The organism is Novosphingobium album (ex Hu et al. 2023) (assembly GCF_022832385.1).
GTDB classification, from domain to species: domain Bacteria; phylum Pseudomonadota; class Alphaproteobacteria; order Sphingomonadales; family Sphingomonadaceae; genus Novosphingobium; species Novosphingobium album.
This window is the reverse complement of sequence record NZ_JALHLE010000007.1, coordinates 126,316-142,669: the sequence shown is the minus strand read 5'-3', so window position 1 is coordinate 142,669 and position 16,354 is coordinate 126,316. Positions and strand designations below refer to the sequence as shown.

General features: G+C 64.3%; 16 protein-coding genes. 7 read left to right on the top strand and 9 right to left on the bottom strand.

Annotated elements, in window-relative coordinates; genetic code table 11:
* Positions 1 to 11 precede the first annotated feature (11 nt).
* Both MTR64_RS06560 and MTR64_RS06555 read left to right on the top strand, forming a co-directional pair.
* Positions 12 to 734, top strand: coding sequence for an OmpA family protein (locus tag MTR64_RS06560; RefSeq protein WP_243992041.1), 723 nt, complete (start codon positions 12 to 14; stop codon positions 732 to 734).
* Between the two features lie 129 nt (positions 735 to 863).
* Entirely contained in the window at positions 864 to 1,460 is a 597-nt protein-coding gene (locus MTR64_RS06555) for a hypothetical protein (RefSeq protein ID WP_243992327.1), read from the top strand.
* Between the two features lie 4 nt (positions 1,461 to 1,464).
* Here MTR64_RS06555 and MTR64_RS06550 read toward each other — a convergent pair whose 3' ends face one another.
* Positions 1,465 to 2,409 carry a LysR family transcriptional regulator gene (locus MTR64_RS06550; RefSeq protein WP_243992038.1) on the bottom strand — a complete coding sequence of 315 codons (945 nt, stop codon included), beginning with the start codon at positions 2,407 to 2,409 and terminating at the stop codon, positions 1,465 to 1,467.
* Between the two features lie 107 nt (positions 2,410 to 2,516).
* Between MTR64_RS06550 and MTR64_RS06545 the strand changes: the two genes are divergently transcribed.
* Positions 2,517 to 4,361 (top strand): arylsulfatase, encoded by a 1,845-nt coding sequence (locus MTR64_RS06545; protein WP_243992037.1) that lies wholly within the window; start codon positions 2,517 to 2,519, stop codon positions 4,359 to 4,361.
* 90 nt (positions 4,362 to 4,451) lie between these two features.
* The gene (locus MTR64_RS06540) at positions 4,452 to 4,859 is read left to right on the top strand and encodes a hypothetical protein (protein WP_243992035.1); all 408 of its coding nucleotides are present in this window, start codon (positions 4,452 to 4,454) and stop codon (positions 4,857 to 4,859) included.
* Positions 4,860 to 4,897: 38 nt separating this feature from the next.
* Here MTR64_RS06540 and MTR64_RS06535 read toward each other — a convergent pair whose 3' ends face one another.
* Together MTR64_RS06535 and MTR64_RS06530 are read right to left on the bottom strand one after the other, a co-directional pair.
* The gene (locus tag MTR64_RS06535) at positions 4,898 to 6,418 is read right to left on the bottom strand and encodes a S10 family peptidase (protein WP_243992033.1); all 1,521 of its coding nucleotides are present in this window, start codon (positions 6,416 to 6,418) and stop codon (positions 4,898 to 4,900) included.
* Between the two features lie 108 nt (positions 6,419 to 6,526).
* Positions 6,527 to 8,032 carry an acetyl-CoA hydrolase/transferase family protein gene (locus MTR64_RS06530; RefSeq protein WP_268740767.1) on the bottom strand — a complete coding sequence of 502 codons (1,506 nt, stop codon included), beginning with the start codon at positions 8,030 to 8,032 and terminating at the stop codon, positions 6,527 to 6,529.
* A gap of 206 nt (positions 8,033 to 8,238) precedes the next feature.
* On the opposite strand from MTR64_RS06530, the gene MTR64_RS06525 reads away from it, so the two are divergent.
* Entirely contained in the window at positions 8,239 to 8,988 is a 750-nt protein-coding gene (locus tag MTR64_RS06525; protein WP_243992031.1) for a hypothetical protein, read from the top strand.
* A 249-nt stretch (positions 8,989 to 9,237) separates the two neighbouring features.
* Here the strand turns inward: MTR64_RS06525 and MTR64_RS06520 are convergent, their stop codons facing one another.
* The 4 genes from MTR64_RS06520 to MTR64_RS06505 form a co-directional block, all read right to left on the bottom strand.
* Positions 9,238 to 10,356 carry a helix-turn-helix transcriptional regulator gene (locus MTR64_RS06520; RefSeq protein ID WP_243992029.1) on the bottom strand — a complete coding sequence of 373 codons (1,119 nt, stop codon included), beginning with the start codon at positions 10,354 to 10,356 and terminating at the stop codon, positions 9,238 to 9,240.
* Positions 10,357 to 10,719: 363 nt separating this feature from the next.
* Positions 10,720 to 11,706, bottom strand: a complete 987-nt coding sequence (nadA, locus tag MTR64_RS06515) for a quinolinate synthase NadA (RefSeq protein ID WP_243992027.1) — start codon at positions 11,704 to 11,706, stop codon at positions 10,720 to 10,722.
* Positions 11,707 to 11,801: 95 nt separating this feature from the next.
* Positions 11,802 to 12,515 carry a hypothetical protein gene (locus MTR64_RS06510; RefSeq protein WP_243992025.1) on the bottom strand — a complete coding sequence of 238 codons (714 nt, stop codon included), beginning with the start codon at positions 12,513 to 12,515 and terminating at the stop codon, positions 11,802 to 11,804.
* A gap of 76 nt (positions 12,516 to 12,591) precedes the next feature.
* Positions 12,592 to 13,476, bottom strand: coding sequence for an MBL fold metallo-hydrolase (locus tag MTR64_RS06505; RefSeq protein ID WP_243992023.1), 885 nt, complete (start codon positions 13,474 to 13,476; stop codon positions 12,592 to 12,594).
* A gap of 83 nt (positions 13,477 to 13,559) precedes the next feature.
* On the opposite strand from MTR64_RS06505, the gene glpK reads away from it, so the two are divergent.
* Positions 13,560 to 15,050: a glycerol kinase GlpK gene (gene glpK / locus MTR64_RS06500; protein WP_419144920.1), complete on the top strand. Its 1,491-nt coding sequence runs from the start codon at positions 13,560 to 13,562 to the stop codon at positions 15,048 to 15,050.
* Between the two features lie 27 nt (positions 15,051 to 15,077).
* Here the strand turns inward: glpK and MTR64_RS06495 are convergent, their stop codons facing one another.
* Together MTR64_RS06495 and MTR64_RS06490 are read right to left on the bottom strand one after the other, a co-directional pair.
* Positions 15,078 to 15,542, bottom strand: coding sequence for a DUF1465 family protein (locus MTR64_RS06495; RefSeq protein ID WP_243992021.1), 465 nt, complete (start codon positions 15,540 to 15,542; stop codon positions 15,078 to 15,080).
* A gap of 180 nt (positions 15,543 to 15,722) precedes the next feature.
* Complete coding sequence (locus tag MTR64_RS06490; protein WP_243992019.1) at positions 15,723 to 15,920, bottom strand: YdcH family protein; 198 nt, start codon at positions 15,918 to 15,920, stop codon at positions 15,723 to 15,725.
* Between the two features lie 228 nt (positions 15,921 to 16,148).
* Here MTR64_RS06490 and MTR64_RS06485 point away from each other — a divergent pair, with 228 nt between their 5' ends.
* Positions 16,149 to 16,304 (top strand): YdcH family protein, encoded by a 156-nt coding sequence (locus tag MTR64_RS06485; RefSeq protein WP_243992017.1) that lies wholly within the window; start codon positions 16,149 to 16,151, stop codon positions 16,302 to 16,304.
* Positions 16,305 to 16,354: the final 50 nt, after the last annotated feature.

Below are 16,354 nucleotides of genomic sequence, written 5' to 3'. Positions count from 1 at the left end.
AGGCTGCCCTCATGAACCCCCGCCGTGCCTCGATCGTTTCTGCCGGAGCCGCCTTGAGTCTGGCCATGGCCTTTGCGGCGACCAACCTTCATGGTGCGGTCTTTATCGACGGGCTGGAACAACAGGCGATCGCAGTACGCGATAAAGCCGGCGGCAAGGGCGTGAATCTGGCGTTTCGTGATCGCTACGGTTGGCTGACCCGCCACCCTGTCCTGTCCGGAGGCAAGCGGCTCGATGTGGCTACGCGGACTCGCGTCGCCGCAGCCGTGGCGCGTATTCCCGGTATCGGCGGCATAAGCTGGGCGCGGGAGGGTGCTGCCGCCGCGCCCGCACTTCACTGTCAGGACGATGTCGAACGCATCCTCGAGACGCGCACTATCCGCTTCAGTGAAGCCAGTGCGCGGATCGACCCGGCGAGCGAAAGACTGCTCGACGAGGTCGCGCGTGCCTTGCGACCCTGCGTCGGCAGCATCATCGCGGTGACCGGGCACACGGACGCGGGCGGCAATCCGAAGGTTAACCTCGCTTTGTCGATGGCCCGTGCCAATGCAGTGCGCTGGGGGCTGGTGGGGCGTGGCATCCCCGCCGACGGCCTGCGCGCGGCCGGCGTAGGGTCGAAACAGCCGGTACCGGGGCTCGATCCCAGGGACCCGGCCAATCGCCGGATCGAATTTTCCGTGATTTCCCCGGCGCCGATCAAGCCGACGCCGATTGATACGCCGGGGCCCGGTTAGCCCCTATGAAAGGATACTGCCTTGCCGCTATGGCTTGAAATGGCTGTCTCGGTGTTGCTGACCTACGGGATGGGTTTCGGCATCGGCTGGCTGCTGTGGAACCGGAAGGGATAAGTTATCGTGCTGCAAATGGTCGAGGCCAACTGGCTGATCTTCATCGCTGCGCTGCTGGTGGGTATTGCCGTTGCCTATTGGTTGTTCGTCCACGGGACCAAGCCGCCCCGTCGCGACCGCCGTCCCGACGTGCTCGACGAAGGTGCCGCGCCCGCGCAGCGTAATCAGGCGCTTATCGATGCGGCACCCGCCGCACAGGTGGATGCCCCGATCCACATCGACCCGCCCGCGATGGCCGGAACCATGGCCGGCATCGGCGAGGTGATCGCCGTGGCCGCGCAGGAAGAAGTCGACAATCTGGCGCCCACGCCCACGCCCGCGGACGAGCCGGCCCCCGAACTGGTTCCCGCCGCTGCTCCTGCACCTGCCGGAGAGGCGGACGACCTGCGCAAGATCAAGGGGTTGGGCCCCAAGATGCTGACGCTGCTCACGTCGCTTGGCGTGACCCGCTACGAACAGATCGCTGCATGGACCGATGCCGATCTCGACGACCTTGACACCAAGCTTGGCTCCTTCGCAGGCCGCCCGCGCCGGGACAGTTGGGTGGAGCAGGCGCAGCTGCTCGCAGGCGGTGATACCGGGGCTTACGAAACGAAGTTCGGCAAGCTCTGAACTTTCAGTTGGGCGCACCGGAGATCGCAGCAAGCGTTTTCTTCGGTTCAGCCAGATTGCGGATGGCGTGCTGGAACAGGCCTCGTACCGCATTCGCCCCCTTGGAACGCGTGCGGCCGGACTTGCTGTACAGAAGCACCCGGTGAAGACCGGTCGCGGTGGGCTTCTTGCCCCGGAGTTCCCGAAGGGTGCCCGCTGCAAGGTGGTCCTGCAGGGCGAGCGGGGTCACGAGCAGGAGCGCGTCTGTCGTCTGAACGAGCGATAGCAAGGTCGTGAAATCCTCGATCACATGGAGCGGGTGGTTGTTCTTCTGCAGCAGCTCCGAAATGAGGGCGTTGTCGGCACCGGCCCTGTTTGCCATCAGCAACGGATAGGCCTTGTCGATATTTTCGACATGGGTGGCCGGATGTCCCGCCCGGACGACAATACTGACCGGAAAGGTCCCCAGCGGTTCTATTCGCGCGGACATGGGTTCGGGAATTTGTCCTTCGCCGGCGATGAAGAATTCAATCTCGCCGGTTTCCAGCATGGGCCACAACTCGCCGGGATCCCGCACAAGGACGTTGCATTCTAGGCGGGGCGTGTCGTGAAGAACTTCGGACAGGACACTTGCCAGCAAAACCCTGGCCGGAACCGGAGCGACGCCGAAGCTCAGGCGTCCGCCCTTGCCCTGCGCCATGGCCCCCAGTTCACCGGCAAAGTCCTCGGCTGACGCAAGCAGCTGCTGAGCCGCCTGGAACGCTGCCTTGCCTTGCGGGGTGAGCGTCACGGCCGCGCGCGTCCGGTCGAACAGGCGCAGGCCGGTCTGCTTCTCGAGCGACTGGATGCTGCGCGTGAGCGCGGATTGCGACAGGCCGACGTCTTCGGCCGCGCGCGAATAGTTGAGCCGCCGCGCCACCGCGACGAAATGGCGAAGCGTTCGAAGTTCCATCATATGCGCCTTACGCATTACTTGAACCATCATTATGCATTGGACGCAAATCCTGCAGCGCGGCAAGATAATTTCAACAATCGCGCCGGGTGCTTTGGCGACAGCGGGGAAGCGGGAGAGAAATCATGAGTGCGAAGATCAGGCAGGCTGCCAGATGCGCCCTGCTGGCCAGTAGCGTCCTTCTCGCCTTCGGGGCGCAGGCCTCGGCCGAGCAGGCCGCCGGCCCGGCGCCGTCATCCGGCTTTCCGGCGGTAGCAACGGCGCCAAAGGGGGCGCCGAATGTCCTCATCATCCTGACCGACGACGTCGGGTTCGCGGCCAGCAGCACCTTTGGCGGTGCCATTCCGACCCCCAATCTGGACCGGCTCGCGGCGAACGGGCTTGTCTACAACAACTTCAATACCACCGCGATCTGCTCGTCCTCGCGCGCGGCCCTGCTGACCGGGCGCAACCACCATGCGGTGGGTTTCGGCACGGTTTCCGACCTCGCGCGTCCGGAACCGGGCTACAATTCGATCATCCCCAAGAGTGCCGGCACGATCGGACAGGTGCTTTCTGCCGCCGGTTATGACACTGCGATGTTCGGCAAGAACCACAATGTGCCGACCTGGCAGAGCGGGCCGATGGGGCCGTTCGACCAGTGGGGCAACGGTCTTGGCTTCGGCTATTTCTATGGCTTCAACGGCGGGTGGACCGACCAGTTCGAGCCGCAGCTGATCGAGAATACGCGCACCATCGAACCGCCCGAGCGCGGCGACGGGACCGAGGCGGGCTATGTGCTTGACCGCGATCTGGCGGACCACACGATCGACTGGCTGCTGATGCAGCATTCGCAGAACCCCGCGAAGCCCTTCCTCATCTACTACGCGCCCGGCACTGCGCACGCGCCGCTGCAGGCGCCGGCCGAATGGATTGCCCGCTTCAAGGGCAAGTTCGATTCCGGCTGGGATGCCTACCGCGAGGCGGCGCTGGCCCGGCAGAAGAAGCTCGGTCTGGTGCCTGCCGATACGAAACTGGCGCCGATGCCCGAAGGCACCAGGCCATGGAACACGCTCTCGGCCGACGAGCGCAAGGTCGCGGCGCGCTACATGGAAGTCTATGCGGCGATGCTGTCCTACTGCGATGCGCAGATCGGACGCATCCTTGATACGCTCAAGCGGACGGGAGAGCTCGACAACACGATGGTCGTGTTCGTCGAGGGCGATAACGGCGCCTCGGGCGAAGGCGGCGCGATCGGCGGCGTCAACTACGCCACCCGCATCAGCGCTGCCATGCAGGGCGGCGACGAGATGGCCCATGCGCTGGGCAAGCTGGATGACATCGGCGGGCCGGACAGCCTGCCCATCGGCCCGGTAGGCTGGGCCTCGGCGCTGAACACGCCATTTCCCTACTACAAGCTGGTCGCCTCGCGGCTTGGCGGCGTGCGCAATGGTATGGTCGTCTCCTGGCCTGCGCGCATCACCCAGCGCGGCGTGCGCAGCCAGTTCGTCGATGTGAACGATGTGATGCCGACCGTGCTCGACGCCGCCGGTGTGCCCGCGCCGGAGAGCCTGAACGGGATTGCGCAGCAGCCCTTCGACGGGGTGAGCTTTGCCTACAGCTTCACCCAGCCCAAGGCGCCCTCGCGGCACCAGACTCAATACTTCGAGGTCTTCGGTCACGCTGGGATCTATCACGATGGGTGGATGCTGTCCGAAGCGGTGAAGGTAGAGCTGCGTCTGGATGCGGCGATGCCCGATCCGGCCTCGGCATGGCAGCTCTACGACTTGCGCCACGACTGGTCACAGACCACCGATGTCGCTGCGGCGCATCCGGACAAGGTGGCCGAAATCAAGGCCCTCTGGGAGAAGGAGGCCTCGCGCAACCACGTGTTGCCGCTGCAGTACAGCAACTTTTCATCGATGCTGCCGGGCACCCGGCCGGAGCCGCTTGCCGAGCCCGGCGTGCACGTCCTCTATCCCACGCAGTAGCGCTATCCGCCGGGCGCGTTCCCGGCGATCAACAATCGCAGCTGGACGATTGCCGCTGACATTGATGTGCCTGCGGGTGGCGGTGAGGGCATGCTGGTGACACAGGGCGGCCGCTTCTCGGGCTGGGCCCTTGCGGTGCTGGGCGGGAGGCCGGTCTTTTTCTACCGCGACAACGACCGGGACACGGCGCTGGTGCGCGTCGCTGGCGCGTCATCGCTGGCGCCCGGACGGCACAAGGTGGCGATTTCCTTCACCGTAGATGGCCCCGGCTTCGGCAAGGGCGGGGCGCTCGCGCTGTCCGTCGATGGAACGCCGGCCGGCAGCGGCAGGATGGAACACACGGTACCCTTCGAGTTCAGCGAAGAAGCCACCATCGGTCACGATGCAGGGACCCCGCTGACCGGTGATTATCGCCTGCCCTTCGCCTTCAACGGCACGATCGACAATGTCTCGTTTGATCTGGGGCCGGTGCAGCCGATGGCGGCGAGGCCGCATTGACGGCGGGCCGGACTGCGCAGTCCGGCCTGACCTTGCCCTCAGCTCCCTGCCGCGTAGCTTCCCATTACGTCACTGCGCATGGCGGCGCCGCTGTCGGACCGTGAATAGAACATGTGCCCGCCAGGATACATGTGCAGTTTGATCCGGCCAGCGCGCGCGAAGTCCGGCATCTGCGCCAGGATCAGCTTCGATCCGTAGAAGGGGCAGGAAAGGTCGTCCCAGCCGTGGACGATGTTCACGGTCATTTTGGGATCGGTGGCGATGGCCTTGCGCAGGTCGCTCACCGGGCTGTCGGTATCGTCGCGCTTCCACTGCTCGTTCACGTCGTAGGACAGGGCGTTGTAGCGGGCGTTGACCTTCCAGCCGACCTGCCGGGTGACGAAATCGACCATCGCGGAGGTTGTTGGCGCGATCAGGGTGGTCAGCAGCGGATCGCTGTACTGCGGCGTCGCGCTGGCCGGGAACGGGTCGTAGGCGGTGTAGTTGGAATCGTAGACCGAACCGATCAGGCCCTGACTGCGGCGGATTTCGCGCAGGTAGGTGTCGATGTCGACCCGCCCGTTCATGCGCCGCACGAGCGCGGGATCGAGTCCGGTGATCTCGGCGACCTTGGCCGAGAGGCGGTCGGTCGCGGCCTTGTCGCCGGGGCCCGCGAGGAAGTCCTGCACGAACCCGGTGCGCATGTAGGTCTCGACCGGCCCCATGGTGGTCTCGTCCAGCGGCTTACCCTGCCGTTCGAAATGCCCGGCGGCCATTGAGGGCAGGTTGATCATCCACGGCAGCGGAGAGAGCGCGTCGTCCTCGCCGATAGCGGGCGGATCGAGGTAGGGCGAAACCAGCGTCATGCCCGAAATACCCACCCCCATCTGTGTCTGAAGGTAATAGGCGAGGCGCGGCACCCGGTAGCCGCCGTAGCTTTCACCCGTGAGGTACTTGCGGCTGGTCAGGCGGTCGTTGGCCACCAGCCAGTCGTAGACGATGCGGCTGAGGTAATGGATGTCGGCGTCGGCCTCGTAGAAGTCCTTCTTGGTCTTGTCCTTGTCCTCGCGTGAGCGCGAGAAGCCGGTGCCGATGGGATCGATGAAGACGAGGTCGGTGAAATCGAGCCAGGAATTGGGATTGTCGCGCAGGACCGCAAGGTCGGAGGGCGCGTCGCCCTGATCGCCGAACGGCACGCGCTTGGGGCCGATTGCGCCGAGGTTGAGATAGACCGACGAGGCGCCCGGACCGCCGTTGAAAGCGAAGGTCACCGGGCGGGACGTGGGTGTGCCGGGCACGGTGTAAGCGGTGTAGACCACCTCGCCGATGACCTTGCCCTTGTCATCCTTCACCGGGAGCGAGCCGACCGTCGCGGTATAGCTGACTGTCCTGCCGCCGATCACCGCAGATTGCTTGATCGATTTGGGCTCGGGGAAGGGCGTGAAATGGTCGTCCGGCTTGGCATCGGCCTTTTCGGACGCTTTGGCGTCATCGGCCTTGGTATCGGCGTCGGCAGCGAGGATGGCTGAACCGGAAGCGGTCAGCAGCAGGGCCGAACAGGCCAGAGTCAGGATTCGCATGGAACGTCGCACCTCGATTGCTTGTGTCCTTGGGGGGGCGAAGCGAGGCACCTTAGCGAGGCGGTGCGATGCGGCAAGGCCTGCCGCATCGCACTGACATTCAGGAAATCAGGGCATCATCGATCCGGTTTCGACAAAGCGCTGGTGCCATGACAGCGCTTCGCTGAGGATCGAAGGCGACTGCAACCCGTAGGACTGCTTTTGCGCGCGGGCGAAGTAGTCCTCCAGCAGCGGTCGGTATTCCGGATGCGCGCAGTTGGCGATGATGACCTTCGCGCGTTCCTTGGGGCTGAGCCCGCGCAGATCGGCAAGGCCCTGCTCGGTGACGATCACCTGCACGTCCTGGTTGATGTGGTCGACATGGCTCGCCTGCGGCACGATGGCGGAGATCGCGCCACCCTTCGCGGTCGAAGGCGTCATGAAGATCGAGATATAGGCATTGCGGGCGAAGTCGCCCGAGCCGCCGATGCCGTTCTGGATGCGCGAGCCCATGACGTGGGTGGAATTGACCGCGCCGTAGATGTCGGCCTCGATCAGCCCGTTCATGGCGATGCAGCCCAGGCGGCGGATCAGTTCGGGGTGGTTGCTGATCTCCTGCGGGCGGAGGATCATCTTGCCGCGATAGCGGTGCATGTGGCGGTTGATCCGCTCGGCCGCCTCGGGGCTGAGCGAGAAGGCGGTGGCACTGGCCATGCGCAGCTTGCCCTCGTCGAGCAGGTCCAGCATGCCGTCCTGGATCACCTCGGTATAGGCGGTCATGGACTCGAAGGGGCTCTCGACAAGGCCGGTCAGAACGGCGTTGGCGATGTTGCCCACGCCCGACTGGATCGGCAACAGCGAGGCGGGCAGCCGGCCCATCTTCACTTCATGGCCGAGGAATTCGAGGATGTGCCCGGCAATCGCGCGCGCCTTGTCGTCGGGCGGCGAGAACGGCGCGTTGCGGTCGGGCGCGTCGGTCTCGACAATCGCAACGATCTTCTTGGGATTGCAGCGTAGCGTCTTCTCGCCAATGCGCTCATCCGCGCGGCACAGGGGGATCGGCACGCGGTTGGGCGGCAGGGCGGTGCCGTAGTAGATATCATGCATGCCCTCGAGCGCTTCATTCTGCCACGAATTGACTTCGAGGATCACTTTCTCGGCGCGATCAAGCCAGGTCTTGTTGTTGCCGACGGAAGAGGACGGGATCAGCGATCCGTCCTCGCGGATGCCGGTCACTTCGACGACGGCCGTGTCCAGCGGGCCGAGGAAGCCCTGCCAGGCCATCGGTGCGACCTGGCTCAGGTGCATGTCGAAGTAGTTCATCTCGCCCTTGTTGATCTTCTCGCGGGCGATGGGATCGGAATTGTAGGGCAGGCGGAAATCGATACCGTCGGCCTTGGCGAGCGCACCGTCGAGTTCGGGGCCGGTCGAGGCGCCGGTCCACATGCTCACCTTGAACGGATTGCCGGCCGCGTGCTCGGCTTCGATTTTCGCGGCCAGTGCCTGCGGAACGGCCTTGGGATACCCGGAACCGGTAAACCCGCTCATTCCGACGGCGCTGCCATGGGTAATGAACCGGGCGGCATCGGCGGCATTCATGATCTTCGAACGCAACGCCTCATTACGAATACGCAAGCGGCCTCTCCTTCTCTTCGCAGGCCACCCGGTTCGCGCGTGTGAGCGCGAAAAAAAAGTGAAAAGCGCGCTCCCTGAATTGCATTTCATGCAACCCATGGATTGCAAGGCGGATTGCCTTCGATTGTGCATTGCAGCATGTGGCGCGGAATTTGCTTGCTGTGTCTGGGCAAACCAACCCCAAGAGCCCGAGGAGAAGACAGCACATGACCGACATGACCGAACTGGCCAAGCGCAAGCAGCCGATCAATCTCGCCATCGTCCATGTCGATCCGGACGCCTTTCTCGACCATTTCCTGCCCTGGCTGGAAATTACCGCGTTTCTCTCGGCGCGGCGCGCGGGACAGGTGGACATGCCTGCGGATGGGGTGACGCCGGCGCTGACGGAACAGCAACTGGCGGGAGGCATTACGCACCAGATCGGTGACGATACGCTAGTTGCCTTCGCGATGTCGGCCGCGATGAAAGGCGACAAGGATGCGGTCGACAAGGTCGAGGCGGGCTTGCGCGAACGTTTCGGTGCAGGCTTCCCCGGAAACGTCGGACTCTGGCATTTCCGCGGGGAAATTGCGGCTCCTGTGACATTGGACGACCATGTGGGGCAGGCCGGGAAGAAGATGCTCCTGGGTGAACCGACCCCGCCGCCGATGCGCAATGGCGAGACATGGACGGTGGGCATGCGTTTCCTCGAACGCGCGCTCGGCTCCAACTTCAAGAGTGAAATTCTCTACCCGCTCGCACTGTGGACGCGGGCCAAGTGGGAAGAGGTCTGCGAGGCCGGCGTCGCCTTCATGGCCCACATCGAGGAGAACCTGCCGGTGCTGAGAGAGGCCCTCAAGGAGCCACGCAACGACGCCGCTTTCGTCGCCAACATGCTGCTGCTCGGCGCCCCGGCCGTGGAGATGGATTTGCAGGACGATGTGCAGGGAATGCTTCGTTCGCTGTCTCGCCGCTGATGGCGAAAACCTGACAATCGGCTGCTGCCGCGCCGGACAATTGAAGGGTTCGTGACTTTCGATTGTCCGGCGCGGCAGCAATCCCGGTTCAGGGAAGTGTGCACAAAGGGCGCCGGGGAATGATCGTCCTGCCCTTGCTTTGCAGCGGCTCGCTCCGCTGCCTGGAGGCTCTGACCTCCTGCCGGGCTTTTGCGGTCCAGCCGCCCTGGATGTTTTCTTCGAACACGGCCGCCCTGCGCCGGCCGGGCTTCAGTGTCTCGCGATTTCGGTCAGGGCCCGCGCGACCGTGGCAAGTTCGCTCTCGCGCCTGACACCGCACTTGAGAAAGATGTTGCGCAACTGCGTGGTCACCGTCTGGGTGCTGACGCCGCGCAGCCCGGCGATCTCCTGCCGCGAATGGCCGCGCGACAGCAGGGCCACAACGTGGGCTTCGGCGCTGCTGAGCCCCAGGGCTTCGGCCAGATGCCGGGCATCATGCTCAAGTTCCTCCTGCGCCAGATGATGGTGTGTCCCGTCCGGAGTGGCGAGCGGCGAGCGCAGCGTTACGATGACTCGCGGGGTGAAGCCGAAATGCCATTCCTGCCGCGGCAGTGCGCGCACGTCCACCAGAAGCAGACCGGCATCGCTCCGGATCCAGAGATCCGAAGGGCCGGTCTCGGCACCGGACAGGGCAAGGGCGATGCGCGCCTGCAGCGCGCGGTCCATGGCCGGGCAGCCCGCATGTAGCGTGCGGCTTCTTATCTGAAGCGTGCGCATGCCGAGCAGCGGAGCGGCGGCTTCACTGACGTGGCAGACACGCGCTGCGGCATCGAGCAGGATCGCTGGCGTGCGCATCGCCTCGAGCGAGCCCTGCATCATGAGCATGCCCTGATGTTCGATGGCATTCTGGGTGCGCAGGGCGGATAGCACGTGCTGGCCAGCTTCCGCGAATACCTGCCGGTCGGCCTCGGATGAGCGGCCATCGGATGCGCTGCGGAGGACAGCCAGACCGAAAAAGGCACCGGGTTGCTGGGTAAGCACCATCTGTGCGCCATGCTCGATATCGAGGCAGCGCATGGCGTCCATATACTGTTCGTCGGTATGCGCGGCCCGGATGGCGTCATAGTGTTCTTCCCACGCCATTTCGAACGGCTGGCCGGCCGCCGCCACGCGGTAGTTCACTTCAGGCCGGTAGCCATCAAACCCTTCCAGAAGCGAGTGAAACTCCGGGCTGGCTCCACTGACCCAGTTGAATGCCAGGTGCCGGGCGCCAATCGCCAGCATCTGCCCGTGCGAGGAATGCGTCGCTTCCGCCAGCGTGCGCAAGGCATTGTCCCAACCCAGCTCCTCGAAAGGCGCGCGCTCAAAGGCCGCGGCAATTCGCGCCACCTTTTGTGATACACTTTCCTTGCCCGGCCCGCTCATGTCAAACTTACGCCTGCTCCATTCGTGATGGGCCCATACCATGATCTTGGTATGTGTGGAGAAGACTTTGCGTTCAAAGGGGAAATGCGACCCGAAGGATTGGTGCGACCATTCCTTTTCCTGCCCCGGTGCCTCTTTGTCAGGTGCCGGGGCTTTTTATCGGCCATTGCGGGCGCATGGCTACGCCGGAGCAGGCGTCGGCCTGGAAATCGTGGTGTTGCCCGGGATTCGGGAGTGGCTGCATTGGTCAGACTGCGCGCGGTGCCGAGGGAAGCCCGGAAATCGCATGCCAGACAAAGTCGAGGCGCTCATGATGATTGAGGGCGCTCACCGCGCCCCCAGATCGCCCTTGCCCACGGTTCCGCTGGCCATTTCCAGCATCTTGTCGAGGCTCTTCTTCGCGGCGAGGCGCAGGCCTTCCTCGATCTCCACCCTCGGCTCCAGGTCGCGCAGGGCGAGGTAGAGCTTTTCCATGGTGTTAAGAGCCATGTAGGGACAGATGTTGCAGTTGCAGTTGCCGTCCGCGCCCGGGGCGCCGATGAAGGTCTTGTTCGGCAGAGCCAGTTCCATCTGGTGGATGATGTGCGGCTCGGTGGCGACGATCAGGGTGTCGCCTGCCATTTCCTTGGCGTATTTCAGGATGCCGCTGGTCGAGCCGACATAGTCCGCGTGGTCGACGATCGTCGGCGGGCATTCGGGGTGCGCGGCGATCGGGGCGCCGGGGTTCTGTGCCTTGAGCTTGAGCAGTTCGGTCTCGCTAAACGCCTCGTGGACGATGCACACGCCCGGCCACAGCAGCATCTCGCGGTTGAACTTGCGGGAAAGGTAGCCGCCCAGGTGCCGGTCGGGGCCGAAGATGATCTTCTGGTCCGCCGGGATCTGCTGCAGGATCGTTTCGGCGCTGGAGCTGGTGACGATCACGTCGGACAGCGCCTTCACCTCGGTCGAGCAGTTGATGTAAGTGAGCGCAATGTGATCGGGATGCGCCTCGCGGAAAGCCTTGAACTTCTCGGGCGGGCACGAGTCTTCCAGGCTGCAGCCGGCGTCCATGTCGGGGACCACCACGATCTTGTTCGGGCTCAGGATCTTGGCGGTCTCGGCCATGAATGTCACGCCGCAGAAGGCGATCACGTCGGCATCGGTCTCGGCGGCCTTGCGACTGAGTTCGAGGCTGTCGCCCACGAAGTCGGCGAGGTCCTGGAGTTCGGGTTTCTGGTAGTAGTGCGCGAGGATGACCGCATTGCGTTCCTTGCGCAGCCGCTCGATCTCGGCGCGCACGTCGATGCCGGAAAGGTCGGCGGGCATTACGGTCATGGTCTTTCCTCTTGTCCTGCGCTTCCGGACTCTGATGCCGGAAGAGCGGCCTATCTAGGAGGCGAAAGCGCAGGACCCAAGGGGAAATTGCGGTCTTATGCGGCAATCATGCGCGCGGTGAATGCAATCCATGCAGGCGTGACGGCGAGAACTTCCACCACGACGTGCGAGAGCACTACCGAGATCCCGACAACCACGGTGGCCGGATGGATCGCACCCAGTTCCTTGCGGTCGTGGCGGACGATCAGCGCAGCCACGCCGAGCTGGATCGCCATCGACAGCCATTCACCCCAAGGCATGATGAAAGGCATCGGCAGCACCCGGCCAAGCGCGGGTTCCATCAGGAGAATGGTGGAGCCCACCATCAACCGTTTGTGCCAGTCCGGCTGCCCCCGCCGGCTTACGGCGGTTGCGACGACCACGGCAAAGATCACGACGCTGACATGGACCAGCGCGAGGAAATACGCGGCCGTGAAAAACGGCGGGAACATGTTGATCGGAAGTGCGGCCAGGCACGTCATGCTCGCCAGCACGACAATCAGCGGCAGCATACCTGCGCTCGCCCACCCCAGCTTGCGGTGCAGTGCCAGTCCCCCACGTCCGGCTAGCACCGCCTGAGTCATCAGCAGCGAAAGCCATGCCAGCATGGCAATGCCGTGCAGATGCATGACCAGCGGCGCATGGGCATAGTCGACCATGCCGCGCAGACCGAATTGTGCGAAACCGAAAATGATGAAGACGGAGATGCCGATCGTCATCTTCGCCCAGAACGACAGGCGCGCCGTTTGCGCGCCAGCCAAAGTTGCCATTGCTTCTCTCCACCCACGTTGTAGGGGCAGATAATAATTGCGTTATGGATTTAAGGGAATACTTGTCGACGAATGCCTAATTTGTGCCGACCAGCGCCCAATCGTCTTTGCGTTGTATTGTAATTCCACGCTTTTCGAGATCGATTAGGTGCGCGAGCACCGAGCGGCCGGCGGCGGGCCAGAGCCTTTCGTCCACGCCCTTGTACATCTGCGCGACCATGTCGGGCACGCGGGTATGGCCGGCCTCGATCTGGCGCTGGATCTGCTTTTCGCGGCTGCGGCGGTGGCCGATCATCCCACGTACGAGCTGGCGGGGCCTGGTGACGGCAGGTCCGTGCGCCGGATAGTAGATCGTATCCTGTTCGCGGTCGTAGAGTTTGTGCAGGCTGGCGAGATACGCGGTCATGTCACCGTCCGGCGGCGAGACCACGCTGGTCGACCAGCCCATCACATGATCGCCGGTGAACAGCGCGCCGGTTTCCTCGAGCGCGAAACATAAGTGGTTGGAGGTGTGGCCTGGCGTCGAAACGCCGCGCAGAGTCCAGCCCTCGCCGGGGATAGCCTCGCCGTCCGCCAGCACGCGGTCCGGAACGTAGCCGGGATCGAAGGCGGCATCTGCGCGCGGGCCTTCGTCGTCGAGTGTGAGCGGTGCACAGCCGATGATGGGCGCACCGGTGCGGGCGGCCAGCGGAGATGCGGCGGGCGAGTGGTCACGGTGAGTGTGGGTGCAGCAAATCGCGACGACCCCGGCATCGCCGATCGCCGCGAGCAGGGCGTCGAGATGCTCCACGTCGTCCGGGCCGGGATCGATCACCGCTACATTCGATCCGTCGCCGACGATGTAGGTCTGCGTGCCGGTGTAGGTGAACGGCGAGGGATTGCGCGCCAGCACGCGGCGCACCAGCGGGCCGACGCGTTCGGCCACGGTATAGGGTCTGTCGATGTCGCGGTCTGCGGTCATGAGCGCGATATGGGCGCTGGCAAGGCGGCTGTCGACCCATGCGTGCGGGGAGGCTAACAGGGGAGCGGATGACGGAGGGGTGAATGCAGGCTCAGGGCATGGCTGAAGGCGGCGCGATTCTGGTGATCGATGCCGGGACGACCTCGAACCGGGCGATGGTCTTTTCGCCCGATGGGGCTGTCCATGCGCTGGCGCAGCGGCCACTGACGCAGCACTATCCGCAGCCCGGTTGGGTGGAACACGAAGCCGGCGAGATCTGGCAAGGCGTGCTCGCCTGTACGCGGCAGGCGGTGGCGCAGGCGGGCGGGGTGGACCGCATCGCCGCGATCGGTATCGCCAACCAGCGCGAGACCGTTGTGGCGTGGGACAAGGTGAGCGGAGAGCCGCTTTCTCGCGCGATCGTGTGGCAGGACCGCCGCACGGCGCCCGCGTGTGAGACGCTTCGGGCCGCCGGGCAGGAACGTGCGGTGCAAGCGGCGACCGGGCTGATCCTCGACCCCTATTTCTCGGCCACCAAGATGGGCTGGCTGATTGCCAACGTGTCCGAAGTGCGCGCTGCGAAGGAGGCCGGGCGGCTGGCGCTGGGTACGGTCGAATCGTGGCTGCTCTTCAAGCTCACCGGTGGCGCGCATTTCTCCGATGCCAGCAATGCCTCGCGCACCAGCCTGCTGCCGCTTGCCGGTGCGGACTGGGACGAGGCGCTGTGCGATCTGTTCGGCGTGCCGCGTGCCGCGCTCCCCGAAATCTGCGACTGTGCCGGATCGATCGGCATGGCACTGCCCGAATGGCTGGGCGCACCGGTTCCGGTGACCGGCATGGCGGGGGACCAGCAGGCCGCCACAATCGGGCAAGCCTGTCTCGCCCCCGGCGAGACCAAGGCGACCTACGGCACCGGGGCTTTCGTGCTGGCGAACATGGGGGCGCAAGTTCCGTCATCGGCGCATCGCTTGCTGGCTACGGTGCTGTGGCAGATGGGCGGCGAGCGGGCCTATGCCCTCGAAGGCTCGGTGTTCGTTGCGGGCAGTCTGGTGCAATGGCTGCGTGACAGCCTCGGCCTGATCGATGCAGCGACCGAGACCGAAGCCCTCGCGCGCTCGGTGCCGGACAGCAGCGGCGTGGTGATCGTCCCGGCGCTTTCGGGGCTGGGCGCGCCGCACTGGCGGGCCGACGCACGTGCCTCGATCACCGGTCTGACCTTTGCCAGCACCCGCGCGCACCTTGCCCGTGCAGCGCTGGAGGCCATGGCGATGCAGACGCGCGACCTGGCCGAGGCTTTCGCGGCCGACGGCGCTCGCTGGACCACGCTGCGCATCGACGGCGGGATGAGCGCCAACGACTGGATGGCGCAGGATCTGGCCGACGTGCTGGCCTTGCCGGTCGAACGCCCGGTTTTCGTTGAAACAACGGCGCTGGGCGCGGGACTGCTGGCGGGGCTGGGCGCGGGGACGTTCGGATCGCTCGCAGAGGCGGGCAAGGCGATGAGCGGCGTGCGGCGCACATTTACGCCGGCCATGTCCGAGACGGTGCGGGAGGAGCGGATCGGCAGCTGGAGGCGGGCTCTGGAGACCGTTTGACGCATCAGGCGTCAACGATTTTTGCTGTCAGCCGGCAAGGCGCTGTTCGATGCGTTCGCGCATGCGCTCGAGTGCGCTTGGCAGAGGGTTCTCGCCGGGCCGCCAGTTCTGGTCGAGGCGGAGCAGGCGGGCGTAGAACTGGCGTGTCGTTCCCACCAGTTCGACGATCGCGGGCTCCAGCAGGGCTGCATGGTTCGGATCTGCTTCGCGGGTATCGAGTGGCAGACGGCCATGGCGATGGAGCTGCAGTTCATTGAGTTCGCCATTGAAATAGGCGCGATGATTGAGCAGCCAGGCAATCGCATGCATCATCCGGGTTGTCGTGCGCAGACCTTCGCTCGATAGTGCGACGCGGGCCAGGTCCTCGTCCATGCTGGCCGTTTCCAGCCGTCCGGACAGCGTGAAGGCATGGCGCACGTCGTCGGCGAGGACGATGGCTTCGCAATAGAGCGCTTCGACGATGCGCGGATTGATGGCGGCCGGTTCAGACATTTCCCGTTCATATTTCTCACCCGGGACTCGGCGGCAACTATCTAATGGTAAAAATTCGCAGCGAAATTTCCTGCTGTCCCCGTTCGATACGGTTATCAGTGAACACAAATCGGCGTGTTTGACCGCGCGCGGGAAAGTTGCGGGTGTCCGTATGTGCGGGAACCGGAAAGGCCGGGGAGCTCAGGCGATGATGTCGGGGATCAGGTAGTCCTCGATTTGCGAGATCTGGTCCTTGAGCTTCAGCTTGCGTTTTTTGAGTCGGGCAATCTGCATCTGGTCGCCCGAACCCGACGCCAGCAGCGCGTCGATCGCAGCGTCGAGATCGCGATGCTCGATTTTCAGGATTTCCAGGCGTTTGCGCATTTCCTCTTCGGTCACGCCGAAATTCCTCAATCTGGTTGTGCCGTATTGCCCCGAGCAAACGGTCGCGAACCGGCTAGCGCAGGTTCCATGCATTTTACCGATATGTAGCATTCATGCTCTTCGCAAGACGCCCTGAATATGGTTCCCTTCTATCGCGCCGGACCAGAGAAGCCGAGTCGCCAATCCGGGCCCTCGGCATCGGGTCATAATGACAGAGGTTCGGCCCCAAAGGAGGAACGATCCATGGAGAGTTCGCACATCAGCGCCCTGCAGCTCAAGCATGCCGGTATCGAACGGCAGCTTCACGCGGAAATGAGCCGCCCGATGCCTGATGCCGCGGTGATCCAGGCCCTCAAGAAGCGAAAGCTCAGACTCAAGGAGGAACTGGTGCGGGTCTGACCGCGGGTTCCTTTCCACTGAGCGATATTGTCGGAACACGCTGATTTAAC

Bases quoted from the DNA above. Each gene is read 5' to 3' on its own strand.
- MTR64_RS06560 (WP_243992041.1), top strand. From the start codon at position 12: ATGAACCCCCGCCGTGCCTCGATCGTTTCTGCCGGAGCCGCCTTGAGT.
- MTR64_RS06555 (WP_243992327.1), top strand. From the start codon at position 864: ATGGTCGAGGCCAACTGGCTGATCTTCATCGCTGCGCTGCTGGTGGGT.
- MTR64_RS06550 (WP_243992038.1), bottom strand. From the start codon at position 2,409: ATGCGTAAGGCGCATATGATGGAACTTCGAACGCTTCGCCATTTCGTC.
- MTR64_RS06545 (WP_243992037.1), top strand. From the start codon at position 2,517: ATGAGTGCGAAGATCAGGCAGGCTGCCAGATGCGCCCTGCTGGCCAGT.
- MTR64_RS06540 (WP_243992035.1), top strand. From the start codon at position 4,452: ATGCTGGTGACACAGGGCGGCCGCTTCTCGGGCTGGGCCCTTGCGGTG.
- MTR64_RS06535 (WP_243992033.1), bottom strand. From the start codon at position 6,418: ATGCGAATCCTGACTCTGGCCTGTTCGGCCCTGCTGCTGACCGCTTCC.
- MTR64_RS06525 (WP_243992031.1), top strand. From the start codon at position 8,239: ATGACCGACATGACCGAACTGGCCAAGCGCAAGCAGCCGATCAATCTC.
- nadA (WP_243992027.1), bottom strand. From the start codon at position 11,706: ATGACCGTAATGCCCGCCGACCTTTCCGGCATCGACGTGCGCGCCGAG.
- MTR64_RS06510 (WP_243992025.1), bottom strand. From the start codon at position 12,515: ATGGCAACTTTGGCTGGCGCGCAAACGGCGCGCCTGTCGTTCTGGGCG.
- MTR64_RS06505 (WP_243992023.1), bottom strand. From the start codon at position 13,476: ATGACCGCAGACCGCGACATCGACAGACCCTATACCGTGGCCGAACGC.
- glpK (WP_419144920.1), top strand. From the start codon at position 13,560: ATGCAGGCTCAGGGCATGGCTGAAGGCGGCGCGATTCTGGTGATCGAT.
- MTR64_RS06495 (WP_243992021.1), bottom strand. From the start codon at position 15,542: ATGTCTGAACCGGCCGCCATCAATCCGCGCATCGTCGAAGCGCTCTAT.
- MTR64_RS06485 (WP_243992017.1), top strand. From the start codon at position 16,149: ATGGAGAGTTCGCACATCAGCGCCCTGCAGCTCAAGCATGCCGGTATC.